The organism is Ammoniphilus oxalaticus, from assembly GCF_003609605.1.
In the GTDB taxonomy this organism is placed as follows: Bacteria; Bacillota; Bacilli; order Aneurinibacillales; family RAOX-1; genus Ammoniphilus; species Ammoniphilus oxalaticus.
Genome location: NZ_MCHY01000009.1, coordinates 458,211 through 473,938 on the forward strand (window position 1 = coordinate 458,211; position 15,728 = coordinate 473,938).

A 15,728-nucleotide genomic window follows, 5' to 3' on the forward strand; every position below is an offset into this window, starting at 1 on the left:
CCTTCTTTCTAGAGGCTCTCTTTGATAGCCACTCGTTCTTGGTTGTCGATTTCATTTAGCTCAACCGTAATAATTTCAGACCGTGAGGTGGGCACGTTTTTTCCAACAAAATCAGGGCGAATCGGCAGCTCGCGGTGACCGCGATCAATCAAGACCGCCAGTTGAATCATTTCTGGACGACCCTTGTCCATTAACGCGTCAAGAGCGGCTCGCACCGTGCGTCCAGTAAACAGCACGTCATCGACGAGGATTACTTTTTTGCAATTAATATCGGGCAAGTTTGTATCTTTAATAATCGGCTTTGCTTCTCTTTCCATTTCGGTCAAGTCATCACGGTAGAGCGTGATATCCAAGTCCCCTACGGGAATTTCCAACCCTTCAATTTGCTGAATCCGTTCCGCCAGTCGATTAGCGAGATAAATGCCGCGTGTGCGAATTCCGACCAAGACGCTGTCTTCAACCCCTTTGTTTCGTTCGATGATTTCATGGGCGATCCGCGTTAAGGCGCGGCGCATGGCTGCTTCGTCTAGAATCACACTTTTTTCTTGGAAATGCTCTGTTGTCGTCATCACGATCCATCCTTCCTTTTGCTGTAATAGTATGCGCTAGGGTCGGCAAAAACAAAGAGCTCCCTGTCATCGTTGACAAGGAGCTCTACATTCGCTCATGCTACATAAACGGCTATCCCACAGCTGAATAAGCTTGGAATGCCTTGTATCCGACGACCTTGCCAGCCTCACGGGACTGAGTTAAAGGTACTCTGTTCAATTGCACACATTATGTCATGCGCTCGCTTATTTTGTCAACTGGGTATCGATTTCCAGCCGACTGAGGGTCCTCCTTTTTTGCAAAAATATGATATGATACGACGTAAGAGAAATAATTTTTAACGATCGAAGGTGGGTAAATGAAGAGGCTAAACCCAATGTTGCAACGCTTAGAACAATTTTATGAAGAGATGGTTCAGTTGCGCCGCGAACTTCATATGTATCCCGAACTTTCTTTTCAGGAAGTCGAGACCCCGCGAAAAATTGCCGCCATTCATCGAGAGCTTGGTTTAGATGTACGGACAGAAGTTGGCGGACGAGGGGTTGTCGCTACTTTGCGCGGCGGAAAACCAGGACCGACAGTCGCATTGCGCGCAGATTTTGATGCGTTGCCGATTCAAGACGAGAAAGAAGTGGATTATAAATCGCGGGTGCCAGGTGTGATGCACGCTTGCGGTCATGATCTACATACCGCAACACTGATCGGGGTTGCTCGAGTGTTAGTCGAGCGCAAGGAAGAACTTGCTGGAAACGTCGTGTTTATTCACCAATTCGCTGAGGAGGTTTCGCCAGGCGGAGCCAAACCGATGATCGAAGATGGTTGTTTAGACGATGTCGATGTCATTTACGGTTACCATGTGTGGGCGGGCATTCCGTACGGGGAAGTGAGAGTGACGGAAGGATACATGATGGCTGCGGTCGACGATTTTATCATTCATATTGAAGGAAAAGGCGGACACGGAGCGACGCCTCATGTTACAGTCGACCCGATCGTAGTCGGTAGTCAGCTCGTGCTGAATTTGCAGCAAATCGTCAGTCGGCGTGTCGATCCATTGAAACCAGCTGTGTTAACCGTGGGTTCATTTGTGAGCGGAAATGCGTTTAACGTCATTCCGGGAACCGCTCAACTTAGAGGGACGATCCGTTCCTTTGATGACGATGTGCGAGCGTTGATGGAGCAAGCTTTAAAAGAAGTGACCGAGGCAACATGCCGAGCGGCGGGGGCTAAGGCGCGGATTGAGTTTTTGCGCGGATACCCAGCGGTTAACAATCATGCGGAACCGACCAAGTGGATTGAAGAAGCGGCGAAACCGATCGTCGGAGCGGATCAAGTCAAACCATTAACGCCCATTATGGGCGGCGAAGATTTTGCTTACTATTTGCAAAAAGTTCCTGGAACGTTTTTCTTTGTCGGTGGAGAAAATTCGGAGCTGAACGCGGTTTACCCGCATCACCATCCGAAGTTTGACGTTGACGAACGAGCGATGATTATCGGTGGAAAAGTATTCCTAGCCGCTGTTGCTCGACATTTACTTAAATAAAACCACTTTTTAGTTTTGTTTTTTGCGCTTTTTTCCCTATACTAAGGGTATCGACTTAAAGAGAGGTTTTATGGATGGCAAATGAATTTAAAATTTGTGATGAGTGCCGGACGACAAATGTGAAAACGTTGCTCCCTCTGTTAAAACAGGTAGACCCCGAAGCGGAAATCGTCATGGGGTGCCAATCTTACTGCGGGATCGGACATAAAAAATTGTTTGCAATCATCAATGGCAGACATGTTACGGCTGTGACGGAAGAAGAGTTAGTGGACAAAGTGGATAAAGCGGTGAAACGAGCAGCAAGAAGGAAGAAGGTTTCCCCGACAACGTAATAAAAGGCGCGTAATCGGAAGCGCAGTGAAGGGGCTATGCTAGGAAACGGAAGTGTTTTCTGGCGCAGCCTCTTTTTTGATTGCCTTTGAAGAGCTCTTGGAGTGTGTAGAAAAGGCAGAGGGCGCGTAACGCAAAAAAGCGGGGGAAGATGGGCTCTCCACCGCTTTTCACGCGCTCGTTTCGTTTAGTTGAACCAGCCGTTTATAATCGAAATTAACTTTTTAAAGAAAGCGCCAAATGCAGAAAGGAAGTTTTTCGTTTCTTCTTGCTGCATAATCTCATCAAACTTCCCCTTGGCGATTTCTAAGTTTTTACCGACTTGTTGCCAGTCGATATTCAGGTTTCGCATTTTATCGAATAAACTGACCAGCCCGTTTAACTCATCGCCTGTTAATTGAATCCCCAATTGCTCCGCCACTCTCTGGATTAAGGCGCGGATGTCTTCCGTTGTTTTCGGCGGATTCTTCGCAATTTCTTGTTTGACTTCGTTCATAAACTGGACCGCTTTATCATCGCCGATCGATTCTGAAAGCTTCGCTGTTTTGACCATTTCCTCATTAGCCACTTGTTTTTGTTCTTCAGGAATCTTAATGTTCATCGTCGTTTCATACGCTTTGAGAATTCCTGTTAAAGCGGCTGTCCCTGACACGGCAAATGGAGCAGTGACATACACTTCGGCATCTTTTACGCCCGCTGTCGACATTGCGTTCATGTACATATCGTCTGATACCCATGTAATATTGTGGGTCGTTACACTCAGCTCGGAGTCTTTTTCCCCAATAATAATTCTGGAGGATGAGATTGCTCGGGTGCCGATTTGCGCTTTCGATATATATTCTCCTAAATATTTATGCTCTTCTTGATTGGTTACGTACACGATCAGCGGTTCTTCAGGATTGCCCATTTCAGATAAGAGGGCCGTCTTTTGCTGTTCGTTTAAGTTTTCTCCCAAAGTGATAATCACATCGCCTGGGGCGCTATCCGCAAACGCGGTAAGAGGAACGGATAGCAAACAAACACTAAGTAATAAAGCGAGTAACCTATTCTTCATCATTTTCTCCCCTTCTTGACATCAATCGCCTGTCTCTATTTTACAGCAAATTGAAATGATTCTCTATTGATCTATGCAAAAACAAACTTTTTATGATGCTGGTCCGTCTTTTGTAGTAGAGAGGGCCGCAAGCGGAGAGGAGGGCGACGATGGCGGTGTCAAACGAATCGCTAGTCAATTTTATTAGGGAACATAAAGATAACGTTTATCGACTGGCTTTCAGTTATGTAAAAAATAAGGAGGATGCTCTAGATATTACGCAAGATTCTATTCAAAAAGCGTTGATTAATATCCATACATTGAAAACGATAAATGCGCTGAAAAGTTGGTTCTATCGAATTGTGATCAATACTTCGTTGGATTTTTTGCGTAAACAGCAGCGGGTCCAAGTGATGGATGATCAGCTGTTGGAATTTCATAGTCCGCAAACCGAGGATCAGTATACGAATCTTGACCTTGAGCGGGCGCTCGATGATTTGCCGCATGCATATCGGACGATAATTATTCTTCGTTACTTTGAGGATTTAAAGATTGACGAAATTGCGGAAACGCTTGATGAAAATATCAATACAATTAAAACGAGATTGTATCGGGGATTGCAGGAATTGCGCGTAACAATGAGCGATGAGGACTTGATGGAGGTTGAATAGGATGAGTAAAAAGATGGAGCGCCTGAAGGAACAATATGAGCGGATTGAAATTCCCGTTGAACTTGATGAAGTGGTCGAGCAGGCATTGAAACCTAAAAAGAGGAGCCATCTGTTGCGAAACAGTGTCATGGGAGGCGTGGCAGCAGCTGTTTTGTTTATGGCAGGATTAAACGCCAGTCCCGTTTTTGCCCAATCGTTGGCCGAAGTGCCGTTGCTTGGTTCAATTGCAAAAGTGCTGACGTTTAAAGAATATCGTGTCGCCGATGGAACGATGGAGGCAAATATCAAGGTGCCCGCGATTGAAAATACAGGAAATGAAGCACTGGAAGAAACGTTGAACCAGAAGTATCTGGAGGAAGGTAAAAAGTTGTACGATGAGTTTATCGCGGAAATGGAGCTATTAGAGCAAAATGGCGGTGGGCATATGGGATTAGATAGCGGTTATGTCATAAAAACAGACAACGATCAGATTTTATCAATTGGTCGCTATGTGGTTAATACGGCTGCATCTTCCTCAACCACCTTTAAATATGACACGATTGATAAGCAGCAGCAATTGCTGATTACCTTGCCAAGCCTGTTTAAAAATGATGGTTACATTGGCGTGATCAGCGACAACATTCAAAAGCAAATGAAAGAACAGATGGCGTCTGATCCGGATCTTGTTTATTGGGTCAAAGGCGCGGGGGAAGATGATGTCATGGTTGGACGTTTTGAGACGATTGCTGAAGACCAAAATTTTTATATTAATGAGCAGGGGAAACTTGTCATCGCCTTTGATAAATACGAAGTCGCGCCAGGGTACATGGGTACGGTGGAATTTGTGGTGCCGACCGACGTGATCGATGGGCTGTTGGTGGACGGACAGGACGTTATAAAATAGGACGCAGGGCAAGATGCGTAGAAATAGAGTTGTATGCTGGCTAGAAGAGTAGCGGTTACTGCGATTATGGAGGAAAAGTGGCTGGGGGATGGCGGGGTGTTGCGGGGTGAGTGGAGAAAAAGCGGGTGAGACGAGCTGTAGAGCGGGTCTTTTCCCGCTTTTTATAATGGCGGGCCCCTGGTCGAGTTGCGGAGTGGGTTTCACCCGCTCTTTTTTGCGATGGAAAGGAGGGAAGGCGCTGAATCCCCTTGCATGATCTAGGTTGATGTTAGTTGCCGTTTCTAGCGGTCAAAAGCGCCCTTACAACGTCTTCACCCCCGCTGCCCGCTCATGCAACGGCCTAAAATGCCCTTAGAGAAGCAAAAAATGACCAAAGGCAGATAATTCGGGCTGTAAGGGTCAAAAGCGCCCTTACAACGTCTCCAATCGGCTGTCCGACACATACAACGGCCTAGAATGCCTTTACAGCCGTTTCCCAACCGTATCAGCGTTGCGAAATGCAACGTTGATTCACAAATTTCTACTTTTTTCCCCCGATTTGATGATAATATTTACCCCTGTCCCGCCACCGCTGTGAATATGGTTTTCCATGCTCGACACATCAATAGATTTCTCAAAATGGACGCGTTTACTTTCCTTTGCTCCAAGTATTACCTCGAAAGGGACTGTATGATTCAAAAGTGATACAGTGGGCGGATTGCTCCTAAAATGAGGGTCCTCATAAAATTCAACGGTGAAGCGAACCTCTTTGTTACTATTGTTTCTAAATGAAAGCGAGCACTCGCCATGCAGTATCCCCTCATTGGCCATCTCAAAACTGTAATTACTTTGCTCACTTGAATAGGAAACAGCATAAATCCCTTTCGCTAAAGTCTTTTGGTATGAATCGATTATAAAGATGGGGACAAAAGATACGATGAGAATGGCAATGAAAACAAATCGGCCCCGATTTTTCCTCAAAGACTTCGAAAGAAAATAGAGACCGGTAATAAGTAAAAGCAAAGTTATTAGGCCAACCGTGTGAAATCCATTTGCAAAACTGAGCGGTATATTTAATGCGATAGAAATCGCTTCCCCAATAGGATATTTATGTGGAAAAGGGAAATTTAAAATCATCGATACGGACAAAAGAGTGAGCGAAAACCAAAACATCTGTTTACTTTTTATCAATAGAGCTTTCCTCCCTAAATCATTAAAATATGCAAACTTACAATATTACTCAAAAAGGCTAGAGGCCTCTATCCACATTTGCCGTTAGGAGGAGATGGAGGTCATCCTAATTCACACTATGTGAACAAAGGTGATCGACACGCTGGGCATCCTTGATATCAAATGATATCATATTATGATATTTGTATAAGGGGGGAGGGTCTATGTTTAAAAAAGTATTGGTTAGTTTATTCGTAATCGGGTTTATTTTTGTTTCAATCGTCATGTACAATCACAACCAAGAACCAAGCAGAGAAGATGTCTTTAAATCTACCAAGAAGTGGTCGCGGCCAGCGACGAAGGTCCTTTTTCTTGAAAGGATAGATGACTCGTGGCTAACGATTATCAGAATGGGTCACGGTGTGGCGATTGCCCGATTGGAAGAAAACAGCCTGGGGTTATGGAGAGTTAAGCAGTTGCTATCATCCGTTCACTATCCACCTGCTGCCGACGATGAAGAAATCACGTGGGGAGCAAGCGGAGATGGACAAGGGAATACTTATTATTTCGGTCAAATTATCAATCCAAAAATCAAAAGGCTGACCGTAGAAAACAAGAGGAAGATTTATGACGATGTACATCTATTCAATGTCAACGGGGATCACTTTTTCTTTAAAGAGGTGAACGAGGAGATGGAACTCCCGATCAATATAGAAGCGTATTCCGAATCGGGTGAAGTCATCTATTCGTCAGTATCGCCCGTCAAAAAATAGATGACTTTGCTGAATCGAATAGGCAGTACCCTCATTCTGTAATTTCGTTTACCAAAACACGTGAAAAACTCCTTATAATTGATGAGGATAGGCAAATAATACGGTATTACATCACGATTTTAGCAACTTTCTACTTAGAATTTCGTCAGTATATTCATAGGATGTATTCATTTTGTTTAGTTTCAGTATGCTGATTATACAAGTAGGGGACCAATCATGCTTTTTAACTCTTTTGAATTTATTTTTATCTTTTTACCGATCGTTTTCATTATCTATTTCATCTTGAATAAAAGGAAGTTAACCGAGCTGTCAAAAATTTGGTTAATTTTAAGCTCGTTGGTTTTTTACAGTTGGTGGAATGTGGCGTATTTGCCATTAATTATAATCCCCATTGTCGTAAATTTTAGCATTGGTTATGCGATGAATGCTAAGGCGCAATCGGGTAAAAGAGTTCTGTTAATCATCGGGCTCCTCTTTAATATCGGGTTGCTCGGCTATTTTAAGTACTATGATTTTTTTGCTGATAGTCTCAATCTTGTTTTCTCAACGAACCTTGCTTTGAAACGTTTAGCTCTTCCGTTAGCGATCAGTTTTTTTACGTTTCAGCAGATTGCCTACTTGGTTGATTTATACCGAAAAGAAACAGGAAGTTCCCGTTTTTTGGATTATTGTTTATTTATTAGTTTCTTTCCGCAGTTGATCGCAGGGCCGATCGTCCATCATAAGGAAATTATGACGCAATACCAAAGCGTTAGAAATAAAGTTTTGAATTATAGAAACGTTTCGCTTGGTATCTTTATCTTTTTTATCGGGTTATTTAAAAAAGTGGTCGTCGCGGATACATTCGCGGTTTGGGCTACGGAAGGTTTTGATCATCAGACTGCGCTAACTTTTGTGGAATCATGGATTGCCGTTTTGTCGTACTCGTTTCAGCTTTATTTTGATTTTAGTGGATATAGCGATATGGCGATCGGGGCGGCGTTGCTCTTTAATATTAAGTTGCCAATCAACTTTGATTCGCCGTATAAATCGCTCAATATCCAAGAGTTTTGGAGAAGATGGCACATTACGCTCGGCCGTTTTTTAACGAATTACATCTATTTCCCGCTTGGCGGAAGCAGAAAAGGAAAGGTTCGGACGTATCTCAACGTGATGATAATTTTCTTAATCAGTGGGATTTGGCATGGCGCCGGCTGGACATTTGTTTTTTGGGGATTTTTACATGGGCTGGCTTCGGTCATCTATCGCTACTGGAATTCATTTAATCTACACATGAATAAGGCGCTTGCGTGGTTCATCACGTTTAACTTTGTTAATTTGTCATGGGTGTTTTTTCGGGCAAACACCTGGTCAGACGCCGTTAAAATGCTAGAAGGGATGGTCGGTTTAAATGGGTTTAGGCCGATTATTCAGGCAAAAGGAGAGCGCGAGTGGAGTCTTTTATTTAATCAGGGCGTAAATTTCGATCAGCTGTTTGTTGCTGAGTTTTTAACGATTGTCATTTACCTTCTTATTGCCCTGGTATTAGTGCTTGCTGTCAATAACTCCATGCAATGGACTGAACGATTTCAACCGGATTGGAAGCGTTCAGCGCTCGTTGTTGGCATCGCATTCGTTTTAATCTACGCTGCTTTTTCAACGCAAAATGTGAGCGAATTTCTCTATTTCAATTTTTAAGGGTGACAGGGATGCAGTATAAAAAATGGTTGCGGAACACGTTGATGATCACTTTGCTGGTGGCGCTCCCTTTTATCGGGATTGTGATTTACAACTATTATATCGATCCGCTTTGGAACTTTGAACACGCTCATCCATCTAATGCGGTGAATCTTGGCTTTGATGAACGACAGCAGAAAATGAATAAGGTGACGCACTCTTCGTTTGATTATGATACGTTGATCGTCGGCACTAGTCGAACCACTTTTATTGATCAACATGAGTTCAAAGGGCATCGCGCTTTTAACTATGCGGTGAGTGAAATGGGGATTGACGAGTACCATGATTATATTGAATATGCGAAAAGGATTAATGGAAAAGAGTTTGATTATATCGTAATGGAGCTGTATTTTGATGGATTTCGCAAAGGAGTGATTGGGAGACAACGACCGCTAGAAACGTATCACAAAACGACGGATGCTCCTTTTTACCGCGTTAGATCTCTTTTTTCCTTCGATATGTTTGAGAGGGCGAAAAGGAATCAACTGTACTCTAGGTCGGAGCAATATTTGGGACCACGGTATTATACACGGGATAATGTGGCGAAAACAAATTTTATCAATGATGAGATCGAACAAACGATGGAGGCGTATAAACGGCGATTTAAACAGGAATCATCGAGCGAATATCCGGTTGACCCTGAATACTTCGAAATCCTAAAAGAGATAAAAAGAAACAATCCAAATACGGAGTTTTTGTTGTTTATTGAGCCAATGGCTGCGGAGCGGATTCAACTTATTTTAGGCCAAGAGGTTAATTGGGATGCGTATCAAAAATGGGTAAAGGAAGTGGTCGAAATTTATGACGGCGTTTATAATTTCATGTACGTTAATTCGGTTACAGACGATCTATCTCATTATTTTGACGAGGTTCACTTTTATCCTGAGATTGGAACGATGATTGCCCATCGATTGACTGATTATGAAAAAGAGGAGCTGCCCTCCGATTTTGGGATTTATGTAACAGCGGAAAATGTCGAGCAGCATTTAAACTTTATGAAACAGCAGATTGAGGTGGGAAGATAATCTATTCTATAAAACGATCTAGATTGTTGAATCCATTTAGAGGAGTATATAGATGATCGTGAAATGTGGGAAAGAGGAATTTGTTTTAAATGATTCCGATGAGATCGTGTTCAATGGTATTTGTTATCAGATTACAACAAGGACAGTTGGAAAAGGTATGGAGCGTAATTGAAAGCGCTTGTTTATTAATAGTGGGTTGCGCAAACACCATATTTTCCTACATAAAGGATGTTAAAATATAGAGGGATCAAAAAGACAAGATAAATTGACTATTTGATCCCTCTTAAACTGAGTCGTTCAATCCCATGGTATTTATAATGGTTTCATTGGTTCTTTAGGGTATTCAATTTGATTCAATATCCAAGGTTTGTTGCCTTTTCGAGAGTACGTTGTAAAGTACTCCCGATCAACTTCAATCAAGCTCCAGTTCAATTCTTGCTCCACCATCAATTTAAACGTTTCAGCGCTGGATTGATTATTAGGATCGTATGCCTTTATCCACTGTTGATTACCGCATTGGCCTTTCTCGGTGATAATTAACATCGAAGTAGTTGATGAATGCGTTTCGCCGCACGCCGAAAGTAGTAATAAACTTGATATACTGAGTAAATATAGGGTTGTTAATCTACATCGATTTCGCAATTCCAATGATCTCCTCTTTACTCAGTTTTCCTTCAATCGAATAATAAAACTCCGGTGTTGTCCAGAATAACTGATTTACTCCATTTTTATAGAGGAGTAAACTTGCCTGGCGGCCATTGATGGTCAATTCTTCGATCTTTGTATCCTCGCGATCAACGGAAATTCCCATACCAAATTGTTCCTCAATTCGCTTTTCATTAATTGTAAAAGTAGTCTGTTCCCCTTCATAAATTAAATAGATTTCATTGCTTTTTTCTTCGCTGCTTTTGATAACGAGCACTTCCTGCAAAACAGCAGAAACTGGAATGACATCAGGCAATATAATTTCGAAAGCTGTCTCTTGCCGCGCTTCATCTAGGCTCATGTTCTCGGAAGTCACTTCGTAACCCTCAACAATTGAGATTTCACCTGACCCAGGAGCGTCTTTGCCCTCGATTCGATCCCCTACTTTTACAAACAATTGGGCGGCTGTACCTTGGATGGTATGAAACATTTCTGTCAACCGTTGAAAGGCGGATCCGCTCTGAGGAGAAAAAAAGATCAATGAACTTATAATGAACAATACAGAGGCGGCGAAAATCCTAGCTTTTGGGTGAAAACGAGGTGATTTGCTCCGTTCTTGACGGTTCTGAAATTGTTCCCACGAATCTTGGGTTGAAAGGGGAGGCGAAGGAAATTGATTGATTTTTTCCTGCAGGATTTCACTGATTACGCGTTCCAAACCTTTATTTTTATCTTGCATTGGCAATCAACTCCTTTACATCAGGCCTTTGTTCTAAAACCTCTCTAAACTTTAACCTCGCTCGGTAAAGGCGTGTTTTGACTGTGCCAACGTTAACACCCAAGGCCTCGGCTATTTCAGCGTTTGTCATGTCATGAATGTATCTAAGAAGTAAAACTTGTTTGTGATCTGGCCTCAGTTCGTCCAATTGCTGCAATAAAAGCTTTTTTAGCGCTTCATTTTCAATTATGCTTTCAACCTCTGAAACATAAAAATCCCTTTTCGAAAGCTCATGGTCGATAATAATGTCCTCCGTAGCCGAATCGTTCCATCTTTTTAACTTTCTAAGCTGATCGATCGCCGTTCGGGAGGCAATCGCGGCTAACCAAGCGCCGAGTTTATCGGCTTCTTTAACGGTATGTAATTGTCTAAACGCTTTTAGAAAAGTTTCCTGGGCTACGTCTTGAGCAAGCTCGCGATCTTGAATGATAAAATAAGCGGCATAATAGACACGTTCAAAAAACATCTCATAAATGAGTCGCTCAGATTGTTGATCTTGGCGTTTATTTTTAAATTTATAAAGCAGATTCTTAAGCAACCGTAGCCTCCTCTCTATACCAATCTATCTTTTGGGGATGTTCTTATATAAGATGATTCTATCATGTAATTTCGGAATTGTATGGGGGAATTGCGAACTCAATACTTTGAGATGGAATCGTGATCCCAGTTTAACGTCAATTCGAAGGGGAGTTTGGGGCGGTGTAAAGGTCAGAAATGCCTTTATACCGAGGGTGGAACGAGGCATAGGCGGGGAAATATCAACTATTTTAGGAAATTCCCAATTTACCAACTTCTTTTTTAAAAGAGTCATCCCTTGGCAAAAGGGTGGAACCAGTTCACACTCTGTGAAGTTGGGCGCTTAAGGCGATCTTTATACAAGAGATTTCTATTGTTCCGTGTTAAGTGTTTATTCTCCGACTAACTCCTCAAAAGAATAGGCGTGACGTTTAAATAGGTGGAGTTTCAACTACTAAATCAGGCCCCCTACTACACCCCAATCCCCCAAGATCCTCCGATATGCAGTTTTTTCACCACATTTAGCCTGACCAAATCCAGCCAGCTAGCCCTTGCTCACATCGCCCACCTCGAATGTTCTCATTATGTAAAATCTGTGTTTACATTATTTTTAACGCGTGCTACTATATACCATAATCGTAACACGTATTTGAGGAAGGTTGAGGATGGGTATGATACGTTTGTTTATTTTAGTAAGCATGTTTTTGTTATTTTTAGTGGGCTGCGGGCAACAGGCGCCTCAGGATTCGCAACAGGAAAGAGTAACGACTAATTCGAATGAATTGACGTTGGCCCTCGGTTCAGAACCAGATGAAGGGTTTGATCCGACGACAGGGTGGGGGCGCTATGGCTCGCCGCTTTTTCAGAGTACCTTGTTTACATATGATCAGGAATTAAAGGTTGTCAATGATCTGGCTACGGAATATGAAGTTAGTGACGATGGACTTGTTTGGACGGTCACGTTGCGTGATGACGTCACTTTTTCTGATGGCGAACCACTGACAAGCGCGGACGTGAAGTATACGTTTGAAACGGCAGCGGCGAGCGGTTCAGTTGTCGATTTGCAAATCATTGAAAAAGTGGAGGCGACGGCCGAGCATATGGTGACATTTACTTTGAAAGAGCCGCATTCAACTTTTATTCATGCCCTTGTCGCCACGGGGATTGTGCCGAAACACGCCCATAATGACAATTATGCAAGTCAGCCGATGGGGTCGGGACCGTATCAATTTGCCCAATGGGATAAAGGGCAACAGTTGATCGTGACGGCGAATCCGTTGTATTACGGCAAAAAGCCTTCTATAGAAAAGGTGACGATTTTATTTTTAAACGAAGACGCCGCTTTTGCCGCAGCGCAGGCGGGAACGGTTGATGTCGCTGCAATTCCCGTGATGTTTGGCAAGCAAGGCGCGCCTGGAATGCGTCTAGAAATATTGCAAAGCGTCGATAATCGCGGTATCGTGTTTCCTATTATGAACTCGGGTGAACAGAGCGCGCAAGGATTGCCGATCGGCAATGATGTCACAGCTGATCCAGCGATTCGCCAGGCAATCAACATCGCGATTGATCGAGAAGCTCTAGTTGAGGGTGTGCTCGAAGGATTCGGAACGCCTGCGTATACACCAGTTGATGGATTGCCTTGGTGGAATCCAGAAACGGTTATCGAGGACGGTGATTTGGAGCGAGCAAAGCAGTTGTTAGAAGAAGCGGGCTGGCGGGATGAAGATGGGGATGGCATCCGTGAGAAAGGCGCGCGAAGAGCGGAGTTTACGCTCGTATATCCGTCAAGCGATGTGACGCGTCAATCGTTGGCGATTGCGACGGCAGACATGTTGAAGCCGCTGGGGATCAAGATTACAGTAGATGGAAAGGGTTGGGAGGAAATCGGAAAATTAAAGCATGAGCATGCTATTCTGATGGGCTGGGGCAGTCATGATCCGTCTGAGATGTACAACCTCTACCATAGCAAATATGCGGGAATTGAATCGTTTAATCCTGGATTTTATAAAAATGAGAAGGTCGATCACTATTTGGATCAAGCTTTAACCGCAACAGACCAAGCGACGGCCAACGAATTTTGGAAGAAAGCGCAATGGGATGGTTCGAACGGTTTTAGCGCGAAAGGGGACGCGGCTTGGGCTTGGCTTGTCAATTTGGACCATTTGTATTTAGTTAACGAAAAGTTGGATATCGGTCAACACAAAATTCAACCGCATGGGCACGGCTGGCCGATCACAGATCATTTAACGGAGTGGAAATGGAATGAGTGAGTCAGGGTCCAAAGGGACCCCTCTCCTTTCTTTTATCGGATGGGTCCTCGCTAAAGGAATTAGACTTGTCAGCTTGTTGTTTGCTGTCTGTTTGATTTCATTTTTATTGATGAAAAACTCGCCGATTGATCCGATTCAAGCGTATGTGGGGGCGGATATGTTACGGATCAGTCCTGAACAGCGGGCCCAGATCGCCCACTATTGGGGATTGGACAAATCGCTCGCTGTTCAATTTTGGCGGTGGTTGAGCGCGTTAGCGGCGGGCGATTTTGGAGTTTCCATGATCTATCGCCAACCTGTTTTAACTGTGATTGGCGAACGCTTTTGGAATTCGCTTGCCTTAATGACAGCGGCTTGGGCGTTGTCAGGAGCGCTTGGGTTTATACTTGGCGTCATCGCCGCGATGAAACGAAATAGCTGGGTAGATCGCGTGATTAAATGGTATTGTTACACGTTAGCCTCTACGCCCACCTTTTGGATGGGGATTTTGCTATTGATGGTTTTCTCCGTTTGGCTTGGGATGTTTCCGGTGGGAATGGGGACGCCCGCAGGACGGCTCGCGGAACAGGTTACGCTGGCGGATCGGATCTATCATCTAATTTTGCCGGTGATCACCCTCAGCATCATTGGGGTGGCAAATGTCGCATTACATACGAGGCAAAAGTTGATCGAGGTTTTACAGAGTGATTATGTCCTGTTTGCGAAAGCGAGAGGGGAGTCTGGCTGGACGCTAGTCCGCAGGCATGGGTTGCGTAATATTGCGTTGCCCGCGATTACGTTGCAGTTTGCCTCGCTTAGCGAATTGTTTGGCGGGGCAGTGTTGGCGGAACAAGTCTTTTCCTATCCAGGCTTAGGACAAGCAATGGTTAATGCGGGGTTACGCGGGGATGTTCCATTGTTGTTGGGGTTGGTGTTGTTTAGCGCCTTATTTGTGTTTGCGGGTAACACGGCGGCAGATCTCATTTACCGTTGGATTGATCCGCGTATTCGGGAAGGAGCGGCGATCCGATGATATGGATAAATCGAAGGACGCAACTAGTCCTGATGACGACGGTGATCCTGCTTATTTTGGCGGTTGTTCTCATCGGCGGTATGCTCGTCGATAGCGATCAATTTAGCGTCAATTTACATCAACGGAATGCGCCGCCTTCGTGGGACCATTTATTTGGCACTGATTGGCTCGGCCGCGATATGTTTTCGCGTGTGATCAAAGGATTGTCATGGAGTATTGGGATTGGGTTGTTAGCGACGGTGGGCAGTCTGGCGATTGCGTTGGCGCTCGGTCTCGCCGCGGCGACGTTAGGGCAAATGGTGGACCGTGTGATTACGTGGTTGGTCGATTTGTTTCTTAGTCTGCCGCATCTTGTTTCGTTACTGCTAATTTCGTTTGCTTTGGGCGGCGGGTTAAAAGGGGTTGTTGTGGGGATTGCATTGACGCATTGGCCGAGTTTGACGCGGATCATTCGGGCGGAAGTGATGCAGCTGCGTTCGGCTCCCTATGTTCAAATTGCCCGCCAACTGGGAAAAACGCGTTGGTGGATTGCGCGTCGGCATCTGTTGCCGCATCTTCGTTCCCAACTGGTGGTCGGGGGATTGTTGCTGTTTCCGCATGCGATCTTGCATGAGGCGGCAATTTCGTTTCTCGGACTTGGTTTGTCGCCGCATCAACCCGCGATTGGCATCATTCTTTCTGAATCGATGCGTTACCTTTCAACGGGAATGTGGTGGCTCGCTTTTTTCCCAGGGCTCTGTTTATTGCTCGTTGCTCGCGCGTTTGATCTGTTAGGTGAAAATGCAAGAATGGTGTATGATCCGCGCGAAGCGCATCGTTAAATCATGGAGAGGGAGGT

At 44.3% G+C, this 15,728-nt stretch carries 15 protein-coding genes; 10 read left to right on the forward strand and 5 right to left on the reverse strand.

Annotated features, from left to right (window positions below; all coding sequences use genetic code 11):
- Window positions 1–8: 8 nt before the first annotated feature.
- The gene (gene pyrR / locus BEP19_RS13710) at window positions 9–569 is read right to left on the reverse strand and encodes a bifunctional pyr operon transcriptional regulator/uracil phosphoribosyltransferase PyrR (protein WP_120190476.1); all 561 of its coding nucleotides are present in this window, start codon (window positions 567–569) and stop codon (window positions 9–11) included.
- Window positions 570–907: 338 nt separating this feature from the next.
- On the opposite strand from pyrR, the gene BEP19_RS13715 reads away from it, so the two are divergent.
- Both BEP19_RS13715 and BEP19_RS13720 read left to right on the forward strand, forming a co-directional pair.
- Window positions 908–2,089, forward strand: a complete 1,182-nt coding sequence (locus tag BEP19_RS13715; RefSeq protein WP_120190477.1) for a M20 metallopeptidase family protein — start codon at window positions 908–910, stop codon at window positions 2,087–2,089.
- 74 nt (window positions 2,090–2,163) lie between these two features.
- Complete coding sequence (locus tag BEP19_RS13720) at window positions 2,164–2,421, forward strand: YuzB family protein (protein WP_120190478.1); 258 nt, start codon at window positions 2,164–2,166, stop codon at window positions 2,419–2,421.
- Window positions 2,422–2,606: 185 nt separating this feature from the next.
- Here the strand turns inward: BEP19_RS13720 and BEP19_RS13725 are convergent, their stop codons facing one another.
- Complete coding sequence (locus tag BEP19_RS13725; RefSeq protein WP_120190479.1) at window positions 2,607–3,473, reverse strand: DUF1002 domain-containing protein; 867 nt, start codon at window positions 3,471–3,473, stop codon at window positions 2,607–2,609.
- A gap of 155 nt (window positions 3,474–3,628) precedes the next feature.
- Between BEP19_RS13725 and BEP19_RS13730 the strand changes: the two genes are divergently transcribed.
- From BEP19_RS13730 to BEP19_RS13755, 5 genes are all read left to right on the forward strand, one after another.
- Complete coding sequence (locus BEP19_RS13730; RefSeq protein ID WP_425452786.1) at window positions 3,629–4,123, forward strand: RNA polymerase sigma factor SigV; 495 nt, start codon at window positions 3,629–3,631, stop codon at window positions 4,121–4,123.
- 1 nt (window position 4,124) lies between these two features.
- Window positions 4,125–5,006, forward strand: a complete 882-nt coding sequence (gene rsiV / locus BEP19_RS13735) for an anti-sigma-V factor RsiV (RefSeq protein WP_120190481.1) — start codon at window positions 4,125–4,127, stop codon at window positions 5,004–5,006.
- Between the two features lie 1,373 nt (window positions 5,007–6,379).
- The gene (locus BEP19_RS13745) at window positions 6,380–6,928 is read left to right on the forward strand and encodes a hypothetical protein (protein WP_120190483.1); all 549 of its coding nucleotides are present in this window, start codon (window positions 6,380–6,382) and stop codon (window positions 6,926–6,928) included.
- A 216-nt stretch (window positions 6,929–7,144) separates the two neighbouring features.
- Complete coding sequence (locus BEP19_RS13750; protein WP_120190484.1) at window positions 7,145–8,605, forward strand: MBOAT family O-acyltransferase; 1,461 nt, start codon at window positions 7,145–7,147, stop codon at window positions 8,603–8,605.
- 11 nt (window positions 8,606–8,616) lie between these two features.
- On the forward strand, window positions 8,617–9,669 hold the full coding sequence (locus BEP19_RS13755) for a hypothetical protein (protein ID WP_120190485.1): 1,053 nt from the start codon (window positions 8,617–8,619) through the stop codon (window positions 9,667–9,669).
- A 312-nt stretch (window positions 9,670–9,981) separates the two neighbouring features.
- On the opposite strand, the gene BEP19_RS13760 is transcribed toward BEP19_RS13755, so the two are convergent.
- The 3 genes from BEP19_RS13760 to BEP19_RS13770 are packed head-to-tail and all read right to left on the reverse strand — an operon-like array spanning window position 9,982 to window position 11,630.
- Window positions 9,982–10,311 (reverse strand): hypothetical protein, encoded by a 330-nt coding sequence (locus tag BEP19_RS13760; RefSeq protein WP_120190486.1) that lies wholly within the window; start codon window positions 10,309–10,311, stop codon window positions 9,982–9,984.
- Window positions 10,295–11,053, reverse strand: coding sequence for a DUF4367 domain-containing protein (locus tag BEP19_RS13765; protein ID WP_120190487.1), 759 nt, complete (start codon window positions 11,051–11,053; stop codon window positions 10,295–10,297). The genes BEP19_RS13760 and BEP19_RS13765 overlap by 17 nt, the downstream gene beginning before the upstream one ends.
- A complete protein-coding gene (locus BEP19_RS13770; protein ID WP_245983564.1) occupies window positions 11,043–11,630 on the reverse strand; it encodes an RNA polymerase sigma factor in 588 nt (195 codons plus the stop codon). The genes BEP19_RS13765 and BEP19_RS13770 overlap by 11 nt, the downstream gene beginning before the upstream one ends.
- Before the next feature lie 649 nt (window positions 11,631–12,279).
- On the opposite strand from BEP19_RS13770, the gene BEP19_RS13775 reads away from it, so the two are divergent.
- Genes BEP19_RS13775 through BEP19_RS13785 form a run of 3 tightly spaced genes read left to right on the forward strand, consistent with a single transcriptional unit; the run spans window position 12,280 to window position 15,711 of the window.
- Complete coding sequence (locus BEP19_RS13775; RefSeq protein WP_120190714.1) at window positions 12,280–13,878, forward strand: ABC transporter substrate-binding protein; 1,599 nt, start codon at window positions 12,280–12,282, stop codon at window positions 13,876–13,878.
- Entirely contained in the window at window positions 13,871–14,890 is a 1,020-nt protein-coding gene (locus tag BEP19_RS13780) for an ABC transporter permease (protein ID WP_120190488.1), read from the forward strand. Before BEP19_RS13775 ends, BEP19_RS13780 begins: the two co-directional genes overlap by 8 nt.
- Complete coding sequence (locus BEP19_RS13785; RefSeq protein ID WP_120190489.1) at window positions 14,887–15,711, forward strand: ABC transporter permease; 825 nt, start codon at window positions 14,887–14,889, stop codon at window positions 15,709–15,711. Before BEP19_RS13780 ends, BEP19_RS13785 begins: the two co-directional genes overlap by 4 nt.
- Window positions 15,712–15,728: the final 17 nt, after the last annotated feature.

Coding starts and splice junctions, on each gene's coding strand:
- pyrR (WP_120190476.1), bottom strand. CDS start 569: ATGACGACAACAGAGCATTTCCAAGAAAAAAGTGTGATTCTAGACGAA.
- BEP19_RS13715 (WP_120190477.1), top strand. CDS start 908: ATGAAGAGGCTAAACCCAATGTTGCAACGCTTAGAACAATTTTATGAA.
- BEP19_RS13720 (WP_120190478.1), top strand. CDS start 2,164: ATGGCAAATGAATTTAAAATTTGTGATGAGTGCCGGACGACAAATGTG.
- BEP19_RS13725 (WP_120190479.1), bottom strand. CDS start 3,473: ATGAAGAATAGGTTACTCGCTTTATTACTTAGTGTTTGTTTGCTATCC.
- rsiV (WP_120190481.1), top strand. CDS start 4,125: ATGAGTAAAAAGATGGAGCGCCTGAAGGAACAATATGAGCGGATTGAA.
- BEP19_RS13745 (WP_120190483.1), top strand. CDS start 6,380: ATGTTTAAAAAAGTATTGGTTAGTTTATTCGTAATCGGGTTTATTTTT.
- BEP19_RS13750 (WP_120190484.1), top strand. CDS start 7,145: ATGCTTTTTAACTCTTTTGAATTTATTTTTATCTTTTTACCGATCGTT.
- BEP19_RS13755 (WP_120190485.1), top strand. CDS start 8,617: ATGCAGTATAAAAAATGGTTGCGGAACACGTTGATGATCACTTTGCTG.
- BEP19_RS13765 (WP_120190487.1), bottom strand. CDS start 11,053: ATGCAAGATAAAAATAAAGGTTTGGAACGCGTAATCAGTGAAATCCTG.
- BEP19_RS13775 (WP_120190714.1), top strand. CDS start 12,280: ATGATACGTTTGTTTATTTTAGTAAGCATGTTTTTGTTATTTTTAGTG.
- BEP19_RS13780 (WP_120190488.1), top strand. CDS start 13,871: ATGAGTGAGTCAGGGTCCAAAGGGACCCCTCTCCTTTCTTTTATCGGA.
- BEP19_RS13785 (WP_120190489.1), top strand. CDS start 14,887: ATGATATGGATAAATCGAAGGACGCAACTAGTCCTGATGACGACGGTG.